The 18,421-nt window shown below is 59.5% G+C and carries 13 protein-coding genes; 5 read left to right on the forward strand and 8 right to left on the reverse strand.

Annotation, left to right across the window (positions count from 1 at the left end; translation table 11 throughout):
• Window positions 1-79: 79 nt before the first annotated feature.
• The 4 genes from ACQK2L_RS03265 to ACQK2L_RS03280 form a co-directional block, all read right to left on the reverse strand.
• Complete coding sequence (locus tag ACQK2L_RS03265; protein WP_425395498.1) at window positions 80-1,165, reverse strand: hypothetical protein; 1,086 nt, start codon at window positions 1,163-1,165, stop codon at window positions 80-82.
• A gap of 96 nt (window positions 1,166-1,261) precedes the next feature.
• Window positions 1,262-2,347 (reverse strand): hypothetical protein, encoded by a 1,086-nt coding sequence (locus ACQK2L_RS03270; protein ID WP_425395499.1) that lies wholly within the window; start codon window positions 2,345-2,347, stop codon window positions 1,262-1,264.
• On the reverse strand, window positions 2,340-4,160 hold the full coding sequence (locus tag ACQK2L_RS03275) for an HSP90 family protein (protein WP_425395500.1): 1,821 nt from the start codon (window positions 4,158-4,160) through the stop codon (window positions 2,340-2,342). Before ACQK2L_RS03275 ends, ACQK2L_RS03270 begins: the two co-directional genes overlap by 8 nt.
• 128 nt (window positions 4,161-4,288) lie before the next feature.
• Entirely contained in the window at window positions 4,289-5,884 is a 1,596-nt protein-coding gene (locus ACQK2L_RS03280) for a hypothetical protein (protein WP_425395501.1), read from the reverse strand.
• Window positions 5,885-6,144: 260 nt separating this feature from the next.
• On the opposite strand from ACQK2L_RS03280, the gene ACQK2L_RS03285 reads away from it, so the two are divergent.
• A complete protein-coding gene (locus tag ACQK2L_RS03285; RefSeq protein ID WP_425395502.1) occupies window positions 6,145-9,105 on the forward strand; it encodes a fused MFS/spermidine synthase in 2,961 nt (986 codons plus the stop codon).
• Between the two features lie 48 nt (window positions 9,106-9,153).
• On the opposite strand, the gene ACQK2L_RS03290 is transcribed toward ACQK2L_RS03285, so the two are convergent.
• Window positions 9,154-10,308: a hypothetical protein gene (locus ACQK2L_RS03290; protein ID WP_425395503.1), complete on the reverse strand. Its 1,155-nt coding sequence runs from the start codon at window positions 10,306-10,308 to the stop codon at window positions 9,154-9,156.
• A gap of 323 nt (window positions 10,309-10,631) precedes the next feature.
• Between ACQK2L_RS03290 and ACQK2L_RS03295 the strand changes: the two genes are divergently transcribed.
• Window positions 10,632-12,707 (forward strand): carboxypeptidase-like regulatory domain-containing protein, encoded by a 2,076-nt coding sequence (locus ACQK2L_RS03295; RefSeq protein WP_425395504.1) that lies wholly within the window; start codon window positions 10,632-10,634, stop codon window positions 12,705-12,707.
• Between the two features lie 472 nt (window positions 12,708-13,179).
• The gene (locus ACQK2L_RS03300) at window positions 13,180-14,130 is read left to right on the forward strand and encodes a hypothetical protein (protein ID WP_425395505.1); all 951 of its coding nucleotides are present in this window, start codon (window positions 13,180-13,182) and stop codon (window positions 14,128-14,130) included.
• 18 nt (window positions 14,131-14,148) lie between these two features.
• Here ACQK2L_RS03300 and ACQK2L_RS03305 read toward each other — a convergent pair whose 3' ends face one another.
• On the reverse strand, window positions 14,149-15,156 hold the full coding sequence (locus ACQK2L_RS03305; protein WP_425395506.1) for a DUF1559 domain-containing protein: 1,008 nt from the start codon (window positions 15,154-15,156) through the stop codon (window positions 14,149-14,151).
• A gap of 505 nt (window positions 15,157-15,661) precedes the next feature.
• Here ACQK2L_RS03305 and ACQK2L_RS03310 point away from each other — a divergent pair.
• Both ACQK2L_RS03310 and ACQK2L_RS03315 read left to right on the forward strand, forming a co-directional pair.
• The gene (locus tag ACQK2L_RS03310; protein WP_425395507.1) at window positions 15,662-15,964 is read left to right on the forward strand and encodes a hypothetical protein; all 303 of its coding nucleotides are present in this window, start codon (window positions 15,662-15,664) and stop codon (window positions 15,962-15,964) included.
• Window positions 15,965-16,154: 190 nt separating this feature from the next.
• A complete protein-coding gene (locus tag ACQK2L_RS03315; RefSeq protein WP_425395508.1) occupies window positions 16,155-16,730 on the forward strand; it encodes an RNA polymerase sigma factor in 576 nt (191 codons plus the stop codon).
• Window positions 16,731-16,802: 72 nt separating this feature from the next.
• On the opposite strand, the gene ACQK2L_RS03320 is transcribed toward ACQK2L_RS03315, so the two are convergent.
• Entirely contained in the window at window positions 16,803-17,237 is a 435-nt protein-coding gene (locus ACQK2L_RS03320; RefSeq protein ID WP_425395509.1) for a DUF423 domain-containing protein, read from the reverse strand.
• A 57-nt stretch (window positions 17,238-17,294) separates the two neighbouring features.
• Complete coding sequence (locus ACQK2L_RS03325) at window positions 17,295-18,350, reverse strand: hypothetical protein (RefSeq protein ID WP_425395510.1); 1,056 nt, start codon at window positions 18,348-18,350, stop codon at window positions 17,295-17,297.
• Window positions 18,351-18,421: the final 71 nt, after the last annotated feature.

The raw sequence follows: 18,421 nt of genomic DNA on the forward strand, positions 1-18,421 counted from the left end.
GGCAGCGGTGAGCACTGCGATGCGAAAGGTGACGTAGAGCAGCTTGATTTTGCCGTGTCGTCTTCAAGTCGGCTGCGTCTCAGTACTGAAGCCGCTCTACCAAATCCTGCGTGAAGAAGTGGTTCTCGTTGCGAGCATCGAACCGCGCGCCGAGGGCGTTCACCTCGCCATCTAACCAGCCGATCAATTTGGCCAGGTCGTAGCTACCCGAGGGGTTGTAGGCGGGAAAGGTCTGCGGCAGATTCAGTTTCTTTTTGCGTCTGCTGCCAGCAAAGCAATCTAGCGTCCGCTTGGCGGAGACATAAAACAGGAATCGAGCGCTAAGATAGAAGGTATCGAGCGCCCACGGCAAATGCCGCTCGAACATCCGCAGCGCCGGCTCTCGCCGTCCGCGGTGGAGCAAGTAGGCCATATGCAACGCAACATGCACGAGGAACTTCGAATTGTCGCGAATCAGCCGGTAGCCCTTCCGTTGGTACTCGTCGGCTTCCTCATAGCGCTGGAGTTGTGCCAGCGACCGCAATACAAACGCGTACGTGCGATGCGGTACTTCCTGGCAACTCCGCTGCCCGATCAAACTTGGACCGGCGGCCTTGACGACCTTCTCCGGCTCGTCAACCAGATCGAAGTACTCGATTTCGCCGTCGGCCTCGCAGGCAATGCAGTCGGCCATCCCGTCGCGCGGCACCGAGCGAAAGCTCTCGTACGACTCGCGAGCCAACTGCCGGTCGCCAATGCCCGTCGCGAATCCCATGCGCGTGTAATGGACCGGGCGCATGTTGTAGCCACAGCGATCATAAAGATCGGCCATTTGATCGCGTAGTTCCTCCACTTGGCCGCGAGTGAGTTGCGGGAATTCATCGGCAGCGTGCAGGATGTACTTAAACGACCACAGCAGAGAATGCTCTTGATGCTGGTATCGATCCGGCTCTTTTTCGAATTGAGCCAGGCACCAGGCGAACGCAGGCATCGCCTTTTCCGTATGCCCCGAAAACGCGGCCGAGTTGATCAAACTCATCCGAGTGCGAAACATGATGTTCAAGTCGCGCACCACGTCCGCCAGCCTCACGGCTTCTTCAAGCAGCCGCACCTGAACTTCGCCATGTGGCAGATCCCAGGCTTCGTCCACCAAATCATCGATGCGCTCGAGGTTCGCGTCACTCATTGCTGCCGCCAGGTGTTGCTGCCAGGTCGGGTGTTCTCTGAAGCGCCTCGCATGAGCAGCTGGATTCTACCGTGCCGTCTTCAAGTCGGCTGCGTCTCAGTACTGAAGCCGCTCTACCAAATCCTGCGTAAAAAAGTGGTTGCCGTTGCGAGCATCGAACCGCGCGCCGAGGGTACTCAGCTCTTCGTCGAACCACTGAACCAGTTCGGCAGTGTCGTAACTGCCCGTGGAGTTGTGGACCGGAAAGGCTTGCGGCAGGTTCAGTTTCTTTTTGCCTTCGCTTTCAGCAACGCGATTGAGCGTTCGCTTGGAAGAAAGATAAAACAGATATCGCGAGCGCAGGTGAAACGACTCCAATGCCCACGATAGATGTTGCTCCAACATGCGCAGCGCCGACGATTCGTCCCCCCGGTGAAGCAGATAGGCCATGTGCAAAGCAACATGCCCCAAGAACACCGGGTTGCTGCGAATCATGCGGTAGCCTTTGCGCTGATACTCGTCGGCCTGATCGTAACGGCCCAGTAGAGCGAGCGGCCGTAGTACGTAGCTGTAGGTGCGGTGCGGAACTTCGGCGCAAACCTGCTTGCCTTTCAAGCTTGGCTCGGCCGCTTTCAGGGCCTTCTCCGACTCGCCGAGGAACTCGAAGTACTCGACGTCGCTGTCGGCTTCGCAAGCCATGCAATCCGCCATCGGGTCTCGCGGAAGCGCATGATAGCTGGCGTACGACTCTTTCGCCGTTTCGGTGTCGCCGATGCGTGTGGCAAATACCAACCGCGTGTAGTGCACCGGACGCATGTTGAAACCGCACTTACGATAGAGCGAAGCCATCTGCTCGCGCAGCTCCTCCACTTGCTCGCGGGTCAGTTGGGGCAGTTCATCGGCGTTGTGCAAAATGTTCTTGAAGTACCAGAGCAATGTGTCTTGATGATACTCAAATCGATCGGGTTCTTTCTCGAACTGCGCCAAGCACCACGCGAAGGCGGGCAGCGCCTTTTCGCAGTGACCTGCAAACACGCCCGCGTCGACGAGTTCCATTCTCGTCTCGAACATGGCGTCCAAATCACGTACGACATCGGCCAGTTTCACGGCTTCCTCGATCAGTCGAACCTTGACGACACCATGCGGCAGGTCCCAGGCTTCGTCCATCAATTCGCCGATACGCTCGAAGTTCTCGTCACTCATCGCTGTGGTCCGTTGTTAGCGCCCAGTCGATTAAACCTAGAAGTCCTTCATTCAGCAGCTTGATCTCGCTTTGCTTCAGGGGGAAATGGCCCATCAGAAGCGACTGAACGTAGACCATCTCGATGGAACGCTGCTGTCCTCGTTCGTCGGCCAAACCGCAAATCCTTCGAATGAGCGGATTGCAGTAGTTCAGGTACAGTCGAGCGTAGACCGAAGGTAGATCGCTGGTGAACGAACCCAGCACATCGGTCCACACTCCTTCGCTAACGTCCTGGGCCTGCTCGATCGAGCGGACGAAGCTGGAGTTGTCGTCCGCCACATACAAAGCTGGCAGTTCCGCGGGATGAAACTTCGCGATCTCTACAGCACACTTGAACCGCTGCAGTGTGCAATCGGCCATCCGCTCGAATTCGATCGTCTCTTCTCGTTCTTGCCGAGTGAGTTCCTCGAAACGCTCCGACAGATGATCCGCATCGAACACTTCCACGTTGATGTCTGGCCGGATCGTGCCAAGTCGCTGCAGAATGTCGACTTCGTACACGTACCCGGCGTTGATTACCGCCAAAGATTCGGAAGCGGCCACCTGGGCTATCTGTCGAAACTGGTCGCGACTAGGTACGTACCGTACGATAGGGCTTCTTTGGCGGAACTCTCCCAAAGTCATCGTGCCGAGCGTGGTTTCGAACGGGAACCAGTCCGCGAACAGTTCCAGGCACTCGTCGTCGTCCACGGCCAGGGCTTTTGCCGCCAAATGGTGGACCGCTATTAATTGCTGGAACCGATTCGGCTGAGTGCGAGCCATCTCGACCAGATACCGGCGGAGACAACCTCCGAGTTCTTCCCGCGTTTCCTCTAACACGCGGTCCTTGTAGAACGACTCGCGTGAAGCCGTGGGACGAAGCCCGCGAGCGTTAATCACGCACTGTACGAAGAACGCCCACTCCGGGAGCAAATCGTCCGCTTCGGTCGACAACAGCATGTCTTTCAGGTACACGCGATGACGCTGCCGCGCGCCTGCGTGAACCGCTTGCGCGAGCACATAGGCGACTCCTTCGACACCGCCCGTGGGGGACTCGAGCGGGATGACGTCGAGGAATTCGCGCTCGAATGCGCCCCGACCGTAGTCGAGCAATCGCTCGCGCCCGGTGGGGTCCGCCGGCGACTCGGTCCAGGGAGCATCGGTGTTCACGTGGTGAGTCTGCCCGCCGCTGGTGAGCACGATGGGAGGCTGCAAGAATCCACCAAAGTCGCGCGCCAAAGCGAGAATACGCTCTGACTCAAAGAGCTCTTCGAATCCATCTGCTGGCTGCAGGAAGACCTGGGTGCCGACGGGGATTTCTTGGCTCAGCGGTCGCACCGAGTACGTACCGTCCGTAGCGCCCCGCCACTCCACGGCCTGGTGGCCACCGTCCCGCGCCGAACGCGTGAGAACCGAAATCTGATCGGTCACCATGAAGCAGGAAAGAAGTCCGATACCGAACTGCCCGATGAAATCGTCCGGCCGGCGCGCGATCTCTCCGCGTTTCGACGATTGTCCAATCGTCGCTAGGAACCGGTGTACTTCGTCCTGAGTCAGCCCGATGCCGTTATCCTGAAAAAGCAGTGTCGGCGGCCCGCTGCGCGACTCAACGACCTCGATTTCAATCGCCCCGTCGTACTCGGGATCGAGTTGCTGGCGTGCGCGAATGGCATCCACCGAGTTCTGAAGCAATTCGCGCACGAAGACTTCAGGCCCGCTGTACAGGTGCTGAGACAATAAGTCGATCAGTCCGCGCAAATCGACCTGAAATCGGTTCTGTTCTCGCTCTGACAAAACTCTCCCCCCTGAGCAACATTCATCGGGTGTACGGAGGTGCGTGCCCTCCTGCAAGTGGAAAGGGTATTGCCTGAGAATAACGCCGCGACGAGCGTTTGAACATACTGGGAGAGGTGGAGACTCGCCTACTTCGAGTATCGTGTGAATGTTCCAGTGGAAACAGCAAGCAGCACGCCGCAGGCCAGGATTGCAAAGGCCCCAGGCTCGGGCACAGCCGAGCTAGCGCTCGCAATGCTCGCGTCAGCGGTGCGGCCAAAGTTCGCTTTCCAGAGTTCGTAGTCCTGCTGATCGACGAATCCGTCGGGCATGCCACTAGCGCCGGCTTCGTCGGCCGCCAGGAAGTTCCCGTAGCTGCCCAACGAGTTGCGCCACACGACGTAGTCGGCCAGGTTCACCTGGTTGTCGCCGTTGAAGTCGCCGGGAAGGCCGACTGAGAGCGACAGGGTGTTGGCGGTGCGTTTGAGTTTCCAGGCGAGGCCGTCGCCCAAGTCGGGCATTTCGTGGAGCTGCACGCCGCCGGAGATCTCTCCCGTGGCCGACACCAGTGCGAACTGATCGCCGGCGGAGAAGGCGGAGAGCGACGCAGCCTCCAGCCGCATGCTGCCGCCAAGGTGGACGTCGCCCACTACCTCCAGTTCGCCAAAGGGACTTTTTCCGTCCCCGTCCAAATCGGCGTGCAACGTGCCACCGTTGAAATGGAAATCGCCCAGCACCAGCGCTTTGGAATCCGGCGCGATGGAAATGTTGCCACTGGTGTTGGTGACGTCACCGTGAATGCGCATCAGGCTGTTGTTCACCACCGACAGCGTGCCACTGAGGTTGAGAAGGTCGCTGTACAGGTCGCTGGTGCCGCCGATCGCGGCAAGGTGAGCATGATTGATGAAAGCAGGTTGGCCGTTATCGCCCTGCATGGTTCGCAGTATACCCGACTGGAGCGTGACGTATCCCGATTGCGCGTTACTGATGCTGCTTACTTCGAGCGCACCGTGTTCGATTTCGATGAGCCCGACATTCCCCAGGTCCGAGGTAAACCTCATGTCGTCGAGTGGCCCAACGTCGATGGTGCCGCGGATCTCTATGTTGTTCTGCAAGGTTGTCACGACACCGCTGCCACTCAAACGCCCATGGAGTTCCAGATCGCCTGCGCGAAGAAAGGCGTCGTCCAGCACAACTCGAGCACCGGACCAGAAGCGGACGTATGCCTGAGGCGCATTGAAGATCGCTCGATCCGACAGATTCAGATCGAGCAGTCCGCCCCTGGAGAGATCCAATTGGTTAGTGATCTCCAACATGCTTCCATCGCCAGTCACGTTCACTTCGGCGTAGCCCGCTGGACCGTAGAGACCATGAACTGCTGCCGCCGAAAGCACCCCGCCAGCCGAGATGTCGATGAAGCCAAGCCCCGGCGTCGCCAGATCGACACTACCGGTGACCGTCCACTTCGAACCAACTCCACTGACCTCCACACGCCCAGTTGCCGATGGTTGGCCATCACCAATTCGCAAGCTGGTCGAACTAAGCGTGCTGCCGCCGTCAACTTGAACCAGTCCGTACGCCGTATTGCCCACCACGACGTCAACGTCGTCCACCAGTGGATCGGGCGTGACGTCGCCGACAACGGTGACGACCGCTACGGCGGGTTGTGCGTTGAGGATCAACGACGACAAGGCAACCGCGGCGAGCAGTCGCGCGTGAATGTTAGCCAAACCTTGCTTTGCCATCCGTCCCCCCAGAGGAGATAGTCGAGTTCAGAGCGTTGCAGTCACGATTCTGGCTGGCGTCGGAGAGGGTGTCAAACACTTTCGGCACCCGTGCAGCCCAAACGTACGATTCTAGCTGCTTGGTGGGGGAACGAACCAACTGGGCCGCGTCGCCGTTCTGTCGTGCGCGCCGGGGGATGTGTTATCATCAGGCACTGGCCTCACGCAGCGCGGGAGCTAGCCAGGGGGGAATCTCTTCTACAACCTGATTGCCGAGATCGATGATGCGCCCTAACAAGTCGTTCGGTTTTGCTATGGCATCGATTCTGTTCCTGGTGTCCGGGGCAACGGGCCTGGGGTACGAGATCATTTGGTTCAAACAGTTGTCTCACGTGTGGGGCAATTCGGCCATGGCCATGGGAATGGTGGTCGCGTCGTTCCTGTGCGGGCTGGGAATCGGCGCTTACTGGATTGGGCGGTTCGCCGACCGGGTGAAGAGGCCGCTGCTGTGGTACGCCGCCTGCGAAGCAGGTATCGGTCTGTTTGCGCTGGCGATACCGTGGTTGCTCGATTTATTGCCCGCGTTCACGGCGTTGTTCTACGAACAGCTTCATGGATACCCGGTGCTTTACGCAGCGGTGCAGTTTCTCGCCACGCTATTGGCGATTGGCCCGGCGGCGGTGCTCATGGGTGGCACGCTGCCGCTGTTCGTGCGCGAGTTCACCGGGCACGATGCCGCGCGCGATCGCGTTACCGGGTGGTTCTATGGAATCAACACGGCCGGCGCGGCGATGGGCTGCTACGCGGTGGGTTTTCACCTGCTGCCGGCGATTGGCCTGCATTGGACCAATCTGCTGTTCGCCGCGACCAACGGAGTGATTGCCCTCCTCGCCGCCGGGCTGAGCTTCGGCACCCGAGACGCGGCGACGGAGTCGCCAACGAATGCCAAAAAGGCCTCGAAGAAACCACAACTGGACGAAGACCTTGCGGCCAGCTTTCCCCGCCTGCTGTACGTCGCGGCTGGGCTTACTGGGTGTGCGTCGCTCGTCCTGCAGATGGTCTGGGCCCGCAAGCTTTCGCTGATGCTCGGCAGTTCGACCTACGCTTTCTCGGCCACGTTGCTCGTGTTCCTGATCGGCATCGGGCTGGGAAGCCTGATGTATCACCTGTGGATCAAGGGCGCCGCGGGTGGGGCGGAGAAGATGTTGGTGATCGTGCTGATACTGGTCGTATCGGCCACGGCGGGCAAACTGCTGATACCACAACTAACGCTGCTCGTCGGGCTGCTCGGCCCGTTGCGGTCGGACCTGTTAGGCAACGCGGCAGTTTGCATCTTCGCGAGCGCCGTGCTTCAACTGCTACCGACACTGATGATGGGCGTGCTGTTTCCGCTATTCGTGCAGCTAACGTGCAGCAGCGGCGAGCACATCGGGGCCGCCGTGGGAACGGTTTACATGTGCAATACGATTGGTTCGATTGCCGGCGCGCTGCTCACCACCAGTTGGCTGATTCCTGCGTTTGGCAGCGATCAGACGTTCGCCATCGCGCTGTCGCTTTACATTTGCATCCTGCCACTACTCTACATGCGTCGCAGCGCGCGGGCGTTTGGCGGACTGGTGGCCACCTGCGTGGTGTGCGCCGGCGCCGTGATGCTCTCGAGCAAGCAGGCCGATCCGCGAGTGACCGACTATGGAATGTACATGTACGGGTATCAACCGTTGTCGATTCTGCAGAAGGAGGAAAGCGACCGCTCGGTGCTGTACTTCGAAGAAGGCCGCGTGTGCAACGTGATGGTAACTCGCGACCAGGCGAATCAGCGTTCGCTGCGCGTGCACGGCAAAGTGGATGCTTCCAGCGAGGGCGATATGGACATGCAGTCGGGCCTGGCGTTCTTCCCGCGTATTCTGCATCCCCACGCGGAGGACGTGTTGGTCATTGGGTTTGGCAGCGGAGTGACCAGTGGATGCAGCTTGTTGTTTCCCGATACGAATGTGACCTGTTGCGAGATCGAGCCCGCGGTGCTCGGCGCATCGAGGTTCTTTCACGACGTGAATCATGCGCCGGAAGATTCGCCCCACTTCCACGTGATCGTCGACGATGGCCGGTTCCACCTGCAAGCCACCAAACAGCAGTACGACTTGATCCTCTCCGAGCCGTCCAACCCGTGGATCGCCGGCGTGTCGAATCTGTTTACCAAGCAGTTCTATCAAGCGGCCAAGGCGCGGCTCAAGCCGGGCGGCATTCTTGTGCAATGGGCCCAAACCTACTCGCTCACCGCCAGCGAGTACGCGATGATCGTGCGGACCGTGCGGGAAGAGTTCCCTCACAACGCCGTGATCCGTATTTCGTCCGCCGATACGCTGATCCTGGCGTCCATGGAGCCTTTCGACCTGAGCCAAGAGAACCTGGCGGCCGCTCAGGAGCTAGTCGACAACAATCCCGACATCAAGGCCGATTTGGAGGAGTACCTCACCTCCAGCGACGTGAAGTCGCTTCTGCTCAATCACCTGCTGTTGGATGAACAGGGCATGCAGCGGCTCGAGGAGTCGCAGGGCACATCGCGTGAGATCACGGATCAAAACATGATCCTGGAGTTTCTAGCGCCGCTGCGTTTGTACGAGCCGGAACTGGATGCCAAGGAGCATCCCGACGAAGCGATTCTCGCGGCGGTCGATCCGCAGTGGATTGGCGATTTGTTCGGCGAAATGAACTGCGGCGCGGAGCAGTTGGAAGCGATTCGCTCGGCCGTGCGGATACTGGAACTCAACGGCCGCGCGGATCAGACGGAGACGCTCATCGACTTGGGTTTGTCGGTGGATGCGGACGATCCGTTCTTCGTTGGTCGCAGGCTGCTCACGGCTCGCATGAACGACCTGGAGACCGCCCGGAGCGAGTACCGCCATATCGCCGAGATCTCACCCGCCGAGGCAACGCGGACGGGGGTTGCTCTATGGCGAGCCGGGCGGAGCACCGAAGCGGTGCTGTTGTTTACCGAGCTAGTCAAACTACATCCCAACTCGGCCACCAGTTGGACCAATCTGGCAAGCAACTATCGGACGCTCGGCTTGCACGAGCAAGCGCAGGCGGCGCTCGATCGGGCCATGGAGATCGATCCGGTGGAACTGTTCGCCACGCAACTGCAGGACACCATCGACAGCACGCACCGGCCAACTCGGGACGGGCCCAAAACCACTCCGGCTCCCGTGCGTAGCGATAGCTCCACTCGACCCGATTCACCCTGAGGCCGATGCTCCCTGACGCCACTTCTTACAAAAGGGCGTCAGGGCGCGCTAGGCGGACGATAGGTCTTTCGGCCGGCCGCGGATGCTCCAGTACCGCGCCGCGAACGATCCGACGAGGATCAAGCCCAGAATCACCGTGGAGGGCTCCGGCACCAGGACGAACAGATCGCCGTCCGGAAGGTTGAAGTACCCGAGATTCTCTCCATAGGTATCGGCGAAGTCAGACCCCAGCACACTGAAGTCGGACGCGTAGGGATTCGAACCATCGAGGATGAGCACCGGATTCGAATTCTGCGACGTCAACGGTGGGATACCGGGTTCGTCAAACAGTTGGATCTGCAATTGGAATGGATCAACCGCTTGAAATACCGTCTGGCCCATCGTGGGGCTGCCGGTATCCTGAGACCCGGTGCCGTTGGAGAAGGACCAATCGAGCGAGTGCAGCGATTCTGGATCAACCGCCGCCAGGTCCACCATGCCAAAGGGTGTTAAGCCCAACAGTTCGGCATGCTCTTGGGTCAGGAAGGTGTATTCGCTCAAACTCTCATAGGTAAAGTCCAGTTGCTGAATGCCGGTCAGGCCTGTTGTGGCGTTGAGCGAGAATACGTTTTGGATGGCGCCGGTATTGGTGTCGGCCAGCATCACGGCCTTCTTTTCCGCCTTTTTCTTCTTGGGAGGCGCCAGCGGCCAGAAGGCCTTCGCTTTCTTGCCGGCTCCAAACTGAGCGCCCATGACCCCATTGATCCAAGCGGCGTTCAGAATGCTCTCGCCCGCCAAGGACGCGTTTCCCTTGACCTTGTTCTTGGCAACATAGACACGCTGCTTCAATTTGCATTTCTTGCCACGCGAATCGGTAACTTCGACCGTCACGTCGTCGAAGCACCACAAATCGTAGGCCCCGTTCATCGGTTGAATGCTGGGCGTGCCGCCCTTGGCCGGGGTAAACACACCCGCTTTGTCGACCGCTCCCAACCCTAAAGCGGCAGCTGTGGCTTGATCGAGCACCGTGCCACTCAGTTCGTTGCCCGTGTCGTAGAAGAACTTGGTCGCACCGTTCTTCTTGCCGTCGGGACTCGTGGCGGTGCCGTTAAATTCCGCCGCCCGCGTGGTTGAAGCGCCTGTGAAGAGCAGGCAGATGGTCGCCAGTAAGAATCTGCCAATTGAAATGGAATAGAGTGGGCGACGCGAAAGCTGTTGGTTCATTAGACTACCCTCCCCCAAGAAGGTGTTGCGAAAGATCCAAGCTCATGCGAATCACAACTTCAGAAAAGGTCCGACGAATCGGTTATCCGTAACGTACTGAACTTCCAAGAAGAGTCAATCATCTAACTTCTTGATCCAAGGGACTTTCCCAACCTTATTCCTACCCCCCATCGGTGGTGGACTCATTCCAAATTCCAAACACGCTTGGGTTTACGTAGTCGAAGAATTGCTACTGCTAGCCTGTGGTTTCATGTAACCTTGAAGCTCATGCAGCGACTCAACCGCTCTAGCCAGTTTGCACTTGGTAAAGGAGGTAAGGGGGGATGATTGAAGATGAAGGGGCCCACATGAGTCGCTGGAAGGCGCTCACTCGATTTCGCTTGCGGTTCTTGCTGCTGCTGGTGCCGATATGCGCTGCGGTCGCCTGGTGGATGCGTCCGCCGCCGCCACCGGCCGATCACTGGATCACGGATGTCGAGGGCGCGCCGATTGCCGGGGCGCGGTTGCACTTCTTCCAGATGGATGAACGTAGCGAGGCGTTGCCCACGGTCAGCTACGCCCGCATCACGACCGACAACGAAGGTGGTTTCGCCCTGCGCCTGCCGGAGGAACCATCGGGCATCGCGATTCGGATCACTCAGGCCGACTATGGCACCGCGCTAGTTCGATTGTCGCAGTTCGACATCGAGCGCGGCGGAAATAGTCATCTGCGGCTGCCGCTGGTGTCCCCCAATTCGGAATTGCTGGACCGCGCGGTGCATGGCAAAGTCGTCAACACCGATGGCGAGCCGGTCGCCGGCGCGGAGATCTACTGTCCTTCGGTGCGTACGCCCGGCGATGGTCTCGTCAGCCCCGTATTTCCAAACCACAGCGCCATGTCGGGTGTGGATGGAACCTTTCGGCTATACCTGCCGAATCGCCCGTTATCGATGTTCAGCGACGAAGTGGCCCGAGTGCCTCATGGAGACGAGCGTGGCCAACTCATTCCGCTCAACAGCGAGTACTTCCTCGAGGTTACACCGCCCAGTGGATCGGCGTACTTTCCGATCTCCTTGTCGGTCGACAATGTGAAGCCCGCCACTATCGAGCTGTCGCAAACCACGCGAGAGCATCAGTTCGAATTCGAATCGCTCGAGGGAGGACTGATTGTCGACCCCGAGTTGCGGCAATGGATCACGGTTCAATACCACCAACAGGGCGAGCAGCGCGCCCACGTGCCAGTCGCTCGCGAGGTGATTCGAGACGGCGGATCGCTTGTGGCGGGAGAGTACTCGGCAGAATTTCGCGACTCGACAGGGAAGACCATTCGCTGGGAAAACCTCCAGGTCACCGACGACAGTCCGGAGATACTGCGATTCAAGATCCCGCCACCAGTGGTCTTTCGTGGTCGCGTGGTGGATGGAACAACCGGCGAGCCGGTAGCCGGCGCGTTTGTGGGTGGGCGGAGCGGCACAAGACGGCAGAATCTCGCGCTGATCACACCACAGCAGTGGACCGCGCTGGAGGCGGAGTCCGACGAGGTGGACCTCAACGGCCAAGCGTTCGCGCCGTTTGCGGAGCACTATACCTTCGATGCTGTGGTTCGTACTGACGAGGACGGGCGGTTTGAACTCAGCCAACCTCCGGACAGCGAGTTCTACGCCATGCTGGCCTTCGCCCGCGATCAGTTGCCGTACTACGTGCGGGTGCATCCGTTGCGCGAGCAATTGGAGCAGGGACCCGAAGCCGACGCGGGAACCATCCCACTGTTTCCGGCGGCACGGCTAACGGTCCACCCCAAGTTCGACCTGACGACTGGGCAGCACGTGTCGTTGTCGCCGCATTGGCTATTTGAAGAAGGCGACCAGCCAGCCTGGTATTCCGATTTACAGAAGGCTCACCACGAATATGGCGACCGGCAATTCGACTACGTGCATTGGATGAAGCTGAATGAAAAGCAGCCGATCCTGGTACCCGCCGACGTACGTTTTCGCATCGAGTTCCGCACGCCTTACGACGACGAGTGGAATCCCGACAACCGGTCGGAAGTCTTTCAAATCGCCACAGGAGACGAAGCCGATTTCGGCGAGCTAACGTTCTCACCGGGCGTGAAGATCGAAGTACGGGTGACGGGTCCTGACGGAAAACCTGTGGAAGGCGCGCCGGTGCGACGATTGATCGTGCGGACCAACGAACGGGCGTGGTCCATCCCGCACAACAGCGATGCCGACGGCCTGGTACATTTCTACGTGCCGCCGAAGTCGGCTGGCAAACTGGCCGTGCTGTATCATCCACCGCAGGGCAAGCGATTCGAAGCACCCGTGCAATTCGACGCCGAAAAGTACGATCCCAACAAACCACTGGAGATCGAGTTGACCAAGAAGCAAGTCGAAGCCGTGAAGGGCGCTTGGCGCGAGTAAAGCGCCGCGAATCGAATCGCCACAAAACCGCAGGTGTAAAAAAGTAGCTGTTGAATCCGCGCAGTGGTGTGATCTAATAAATCTTGCGGATCGATGTAGCTACCGTCACCAGACGGTGGATGCGTGGCCGCCAACGCTTGCTGCTCCAGTCGCCATACGTTTTTGATGGGTCATCCACGCTCTGGGCGAGCGTAGCTACGCGCTCGGAGCGCGGAGCGAACGGCGACTACCGTTTTGCCCCAACGAAAAACATGCGGGGAACAACGTGGTGGGTTTTGTCGCACCCCCCGAGTGAATTGGCCTAAAAAACAAGGGGTTTTCCAACCTGGAGGTGACCAATACGCAGCGGGTTTTGGGCCAACGGATCGTGTTCTGGGGCAAAACTGGTCCGGGCTCGAGGACGAGCCGGCTCGCTATAATGGTCACTAGTCGAACAAGGTGGCTCGACCAATCGGAACACTGGAGAAGCGTGATGAAACAATTGGTGTCTGTATCGTGCATTGCTTTGCTGTGCGTTTGCTGCGCCACGGTCCTGGCGGACGAGAAGAGCAAGCCTCGCGCGAAGCCGCCCGGTGAGTGGCCGCGGGATGTGCGGGAGGTGTTCTTCGACGACGCCGCACAGCAGTTGGTGGGCGGCCGACCCGACTACGGCGAAGTGGCCGCCGCCCGGGTGGCAGCGGCCAGTGGCGGTTCGACAAGTTCAGGCGGCGATAGCGGCGGCAGCGGCGACTACGCTTGGAGCAAACTGGTCGACGCCGATACGCTGGAAACGGAGATCAAGCGCCAGCTCACGCCGATGCAGCCACTCGTAGCCACGCCGGCCGCGTTCAAAGGGGGCGGCTACCGCGATTGCCGCAACCGCTTCACCTGGCTCGCCACGCTGTTCACCGTGGCGGGCGACTACGACGGAAGGGTCCGCTGGCAGGACACGGCCACCGCGCTTGGCCAGTTGTACGGCCGCGCCGGCGCGAACTGCAAAGTGGGCACCGACCAGTCGTTCCGCGAGTCGCAACTTCGCGTGCAAGACCTGGCCGACCTGGTGCGCGGCGGCCGGCCCGATGCGCCGGAGGCCAAACCGGACGTCGGTTGGGATCAAATCGCCGACCGCTCGCCGCTAATGCGGCGGATGGAGTCCTGCCTGGGCGAAGGCATCTCGCCCAAGGCATCCGACCGCCGGGCGCTGTCAAACAACTCGGAGGACCTGCGGCACGAGGCCCAACTCATGGCGCTCATGGCCGAAGTGATCATGCAACCGGGCTTCGACTACGCGGATGATGAATCGTATCGCAACCACTCGACCCAACTACGGGATGCCTCGGTGGCCCTGACTCAGGCGATCGACCTGGAGAACTTCGAAGCCGCCCGCGAGGCAATTGGCAATATGCAGAAGGCTTGTAGTAACTGTCACGATGAATGGAGGTAAGCGTTAGCCGAGAACTATCTAGTAGGCGGTGCTTTCGAGAATGATGTCCCGGTAGGGAGAGTCCGACTTACGATCATTCGGTGTCATCAAAGCGCGAAGGACCTTGTAGTCGACACTCTCGCGCAGGAACTGGGCCCTGCCGCTGGCGAAGACGACATTCACACCTCCTGGATGGTTGCTGGAAGGACGAGCATCCCCTTCTAGCTGGATCCCGTAGGCCCTCGTGTAGTTGCTGCTCGCGCGCAGAGGAGTGGCGTCGGAGCCAATGCACTTTTCCGGGCCAGGGCAGGGAGCATTGCCGCTGTTGATGTACCTTCCTGATCTGTCGGATGGATACCATCGGAAAGTAGGGTTCCAGAGTCGATCGTACTGATCGGATACGTAGTCCGCATCGATCGGGTTGTCGACCCCACCATTCGCTTTGAACCCACTCCACCCGGCGTAGTCAAAACGAGTGGCGTCAAGGTTCTCAGACAGGCTCAGCGTGTTGTCTCGCCCATCGAACCAATGACCCTCCAGCATGGCGAGTTTGCCATTAATCGCTTGATTCAGAAAGGGACCATTGGCAGTGGACTGAGAAGAGATCGGGCCTGCCATCCCGGCGTTGCACACCATGCTGGTAGCAGCATCGGCGCGCTGCTTCGAGTCCTCGCTGGGGCAGAGGAACAACGCGATGTACGCATCAGGGCGACCACCCGCGGTGTAGGCGTCGCTAAGTTGCGGGAGTTCAAGATCGTCCAGCAAAGCGACCGACCAGGTCCGAAACAGCTCGCCGCTGCCCTGACTCGTCAGACGGTCGATGTCAAGCGGCTCGATAGCCCCCGGCCACTTCCGCATGCGTTCGTCGAAGGCCAACGTCGCCAGCCCCAACTGACGCATATTGTTCAGGCATTGAGTCTTTCGGCCCGACTCCCTGGCGGCCGAGACTGCTGGCAGCAACAGGGCAACCAGCACGCCAATGATGGCAATGACGACCAACAACTCTACTAACGTAAATGCACGAATCGGCCTGGAAACGCGATACATGGCTTCACCCCTTTCTCTGTTCCGAGAGGCAAGAACCGCCACGGGTTCTCACGATGCTCCAGAGTTCGCCGCGCTCCAGCTAGTTATTTCGCAGCGTGCAGACCGAGGTGGAATTGACAGATAATCGGACCTTTTTTCGCCGCATCCAGGGCGGGAATCGGCCTCAAGTGTCTACCCACAAACACTTTGCGCTATTCGAGAGAATTTCGAGTCGTTGGTGAACCTTTCCCGCGAACCGGCTGTCTAACTGCTCGTACCGGCGAAAACGGTGTCCCAATCGGGGCGTTTTTACCGATACTAACAGGGCACGGCAGGGTTAAGGTTTCGGGTAACATCCGGAAATCTATTGACCCGGCCCGCCCACCGTGGGATGTTTTAGGTTAGGGAGTGCCTTGGGTCAGCAGCCCGGGGCTCGTTCCGCAACCTCTCGGGAGCCAAAGCTTCCGGCTCCCATTTTTTGTTCCCATTGTTCTCTAGCAGCGCAAAACCGCGCAGCGAGGGTGAGATGCTTACGATTATCGCCGACAACACGATGAATTCTGGATCGATCGCCGATCGCCAGGACGCCAACGTCGTGACCACGTCGATGATTTGTCGTGGGCTCGAACGCCTGGCCGCGCGTCTCGTGCGCGTAGTGGTACCGGTAGTGGCAGTCGTGCATGCCTATTGCACCCCCTGCCCAGCCGCGAGTTGCCCCAGCTTTACAAGTTTAAAGCGCTGGCAGCTCGGCCTAGGAGGCAAACAGCTACGGCTGATGCCCCAAGGCCATGGCTCACCGGTGGGCTCCGGCAGATTCATAGCCGGCTGAGCCGCCTGAGAGGTCGATCGACAGGACCTCGAAGCGGAAATCAGAACCAAGCCCAAGCGAGCCGGTCCCGGTGCCTACTCGGCTATTGATGCTGCGTTTGCATGCATCCGTTCCGATTCGGCCCTTCCGGCAGTTGCCCCACTTGTTGCTGTCCAACTCGTCGTTGGATGGCTTTCATAGGAAGAGAACGATGACCGCTACTGAACTTTTGAACTTGACTGACGCGACCTTGCACGAGTTGGTTGCTGCCGCGCTCGATGGTGATCGAGCTGCGCAGGGCGAACTGGTGGAGCGCTACGAAGGCATGGTCATGAGCATCGCTTTGAAGCGACTGGGCAACTACGCCGAGGCGCAGGAGCTGTGCCAGGAGGTCTTCGTCAAGGCGATCGACCGACTGCACCAGCTGCAGGAGCCGGCTGCGTTCGGTGGTTGGTTGCGTGCGATTACCGTTCGTATGGCCATCAACCGACAGGTCCGACGTCCGCCTACCATCTCGGCTGAGCCGCAGACTCTGGCTGCGACCTGCAGCGATACCTACACCCCGTTGGACAACGCGGTGCGGGTGGAGCAGGTTGCTCAGGTCCGCGATGGCTTGGAGCGACTGGGCGCGATGGACCGCGACACCTTGACCGCGTTCTACCTGCGTGGTGAGTCGCTCATCGAGATGAGCGAAGCAACCGGTGCGCCGGTTGGTACCATCAAGCGACGTCTGCACGTCGCTCGTAAGCGTCTGGCTGCGGAACTCGAAACGCTGCAAGCGGTTTGAGGTAAGCAGCGAGATCGCGATAACTTGAAGTCCGCGAGTAGCCCCGACCAAGCGTGGTCGGGGCTGCTCTTTTTATTGAGTGTTTTGAGTCGAGTGGTCTCGCGCGGCGATCGCCAGGGCCACCCAACCGACGATCATCAGGATGCCGCCGAAGGGAGCGATGGCGCCGAAGGTGCCGCGCAGGTCGTCGGGTACGAGGGCCACTGCGTAGACGGAGCCGCAGAACAGCACCGCGCCGAGCAGCATGCCCCAGTAGGCAAGCTTTAGCGCTTTGCAGGCCTGTTGGCGGTCGGCCACCAGGGCGGCCGCAACCAGGAACAGCGCCGTGTACATGTGGTAACGAGCGGCGGTTTCGAAATCGGCGAGCCGCTTGGCCAGGTTGTCGCCCTCGAAGCCGCGACCTTCCAAGTAGTGCGGCACGCCATGGGCGCCAAACGCCCCCAGGACGACAGCAAGCGCCCCGATGATAGCGGCGACGAACAACCAGCGACGGGCATGTGGACTCATGCCGTTAGTTTACTCTTTTGCGAGCCGCTGATTCAACAGGCGAGAGCGTTTTCCGCTCTAGCGACGACGCACCGCCATCAGCGCCACGCAGCCCAGAACTCCCAGCAGCATGGTGCTTGGCTCGGGAATGTTCACCCCACCAACCTGGAAGCTGAGGTTCTGGCCTTTGAGCGCCTCGTGAAGAATAAAGGCGTCGTGCAGATTGGTGATGCCGTCGAAGTTCATGTCGCCCAGCATGTAAGCCAGCTTGCCTGGGGTGTCGTTAGTGGAGCGCCACCCGTCGATGAACGCGTCGATGTCGTCCTGGCCCACCGAGCCATTCTGGTTCACGTCGCCGACAAGACCGTTCCAGGGGATGAAGTCGACGGTGATGTCGGTGACGACGGATTGAAACTGACCACTGACCGAAACGGTTGCCGTACCTTGGCCATCGAGATCAATGGCAGGCGAATCGAACTCCACCGGCAGGTTGACCGTTAGCGAGTACTGCGTGGTGTTCGCCAGGGTGTCGATGGCGCCCTGTGTGACTGTCACGGTTCCTGGGTCGCTGGAAGTGCTGGTCCCTTCGATCTGGTTGCCTGGGTCAGACAAGTCCAGGTCGATGATCGTATCGCTTCCGATTAGCGGACTAACCACAACATGGATGTTGCCCTGGTTGATGGTGATGATTCCATCGCTGGCGGGGAACTGCCCTAGAGTTCCGGGGGTGGCAGGAATGGAGAGGGTTGTGGGAGGATTGTCGGTCGAAGGCACACCTTGAAAACCGGTTCCATCCGCGTCGATGGTAACCAAGCCAAACCCCAAACTAAAATCAAGATTCAGCGCCTGGTCCACCACGATCTCACCCCCGGTGAACTCGAAATCGGTGATGCGGAGATTGCCCCCTTCGAAGTCTGCGCTGAACAGTACGTCAGCCGTTCCGCTGAGGGGCGAACTGTCCGAGTCCGAGTCGGAGTCACCCGACGCTGAGATACCTACGTTAAAGGTAAGAGCCGAAGGTGAAACAACGTCGAGTGTCGTGTCGATCGTAAACGGATCTAATGCAAATGCAGGAGCAGACAGAAGAGCACAACAACCTAGCAATGCCGCTAGCCGGAAGGATGAACGCACCATGTGCCGCCTCAACGCTGTTGGGAGAAAAGAAGTTCCTGAATGCCCCCGAAGTCCCCAGCCGTGACTGGAGC

Source organism: Aeoliella sp. (assembly GCF_965227375.1).
Taxonomy (GTDB): Bacteria; Planctomycetota; Planctomycetia; order Pirellulales; family Lacipirellulaceae; genus Aeoliella.

Coding starts and splice junctions, on each gene's coding strand:
- ACQK2L_RS03305 (WP_425395506.1), bottom strand. CDS start 15,156: ATGTATCGCGTTTCCAGGCCGATTCGTGCATTTACGTTAGTAGAGTTG.
- ACQK2L_RS03290 (WP_425395503.1), bottom strand. CDS start 10,308: ATGAACCAACAGCTTTCGCGTCGCCCACTCTATTCCATTTCAATTGGC.
- ACQK2L_RS03315 (WP_425395508.1), top strand. CDS start 16,155: ATGACCGCTACTGAACTTTTGAACTTGACTGACGCGACCTTGCACGAG.
- ACQK2L_RS03300 (WP_425395505.1), top strand. CDS start 13,180: ATGAAACAATTGGTGTCTGTATCGTGCATTGCTTTGCTGTGCGTTTGC.
- ACQK2L_RS03320 (WP_425395509.1), bottom strand. CDS start 17,237: ATGAGTCCACATGCCCGTCGCTGGTTGTTCGTCGCCGCTATCATCGGG.
- ACQK2L_RS03280 (WP_425395501.1), bottom strand. CDS start 5,884: ATGGCAAAGCAAGGTTTGGCTAACATTCACGCGCGACTGCTCGCCGCG.
- ACQK2L_RS03295 (WP_425395504.1), top strand. CDS start 10,632: ATGATTGAAGATGAAGGGGCCCACATGAGTCGCTGGAAGGCGCTCACT.
- ACQK2L_RS03265 (WP_425395498.1), bottom strand. CDS start 1,165: ATGAGTGACGCGAACCTCGAGCGCATCGATGATTTGGTGGACGAAGCC.
- ACQK2L_RS03285 (WP_425395502.1), top strand. CDS start 6,145: ATGATGCGCCCTAACAAGTCGTTCGGTTTTGCTATGGCATCGATTCTG.
- ACQK2L_RS03325 (WP_425395510.1), bottom strand. CDS start 18,350: ATGGTGCGTTCATCCTTCCGGCTAGCGGCATTGCTAGGTTGTTGTGCT.
- ACQK2L_RS03270 (WP_425395499.1), bottom strand. CDS start 2,347: ATGAGTGACGAGAACTTCGAGCGTATCGGCGAATTGATGGACGAAGCC.
- ACQK2L_RS03310 (WP_425395507.1), top strand. CDS start 15,662: ATGCTTACGATTATCGCCGACAACACGATGAATTCTGGATCGATCGCC.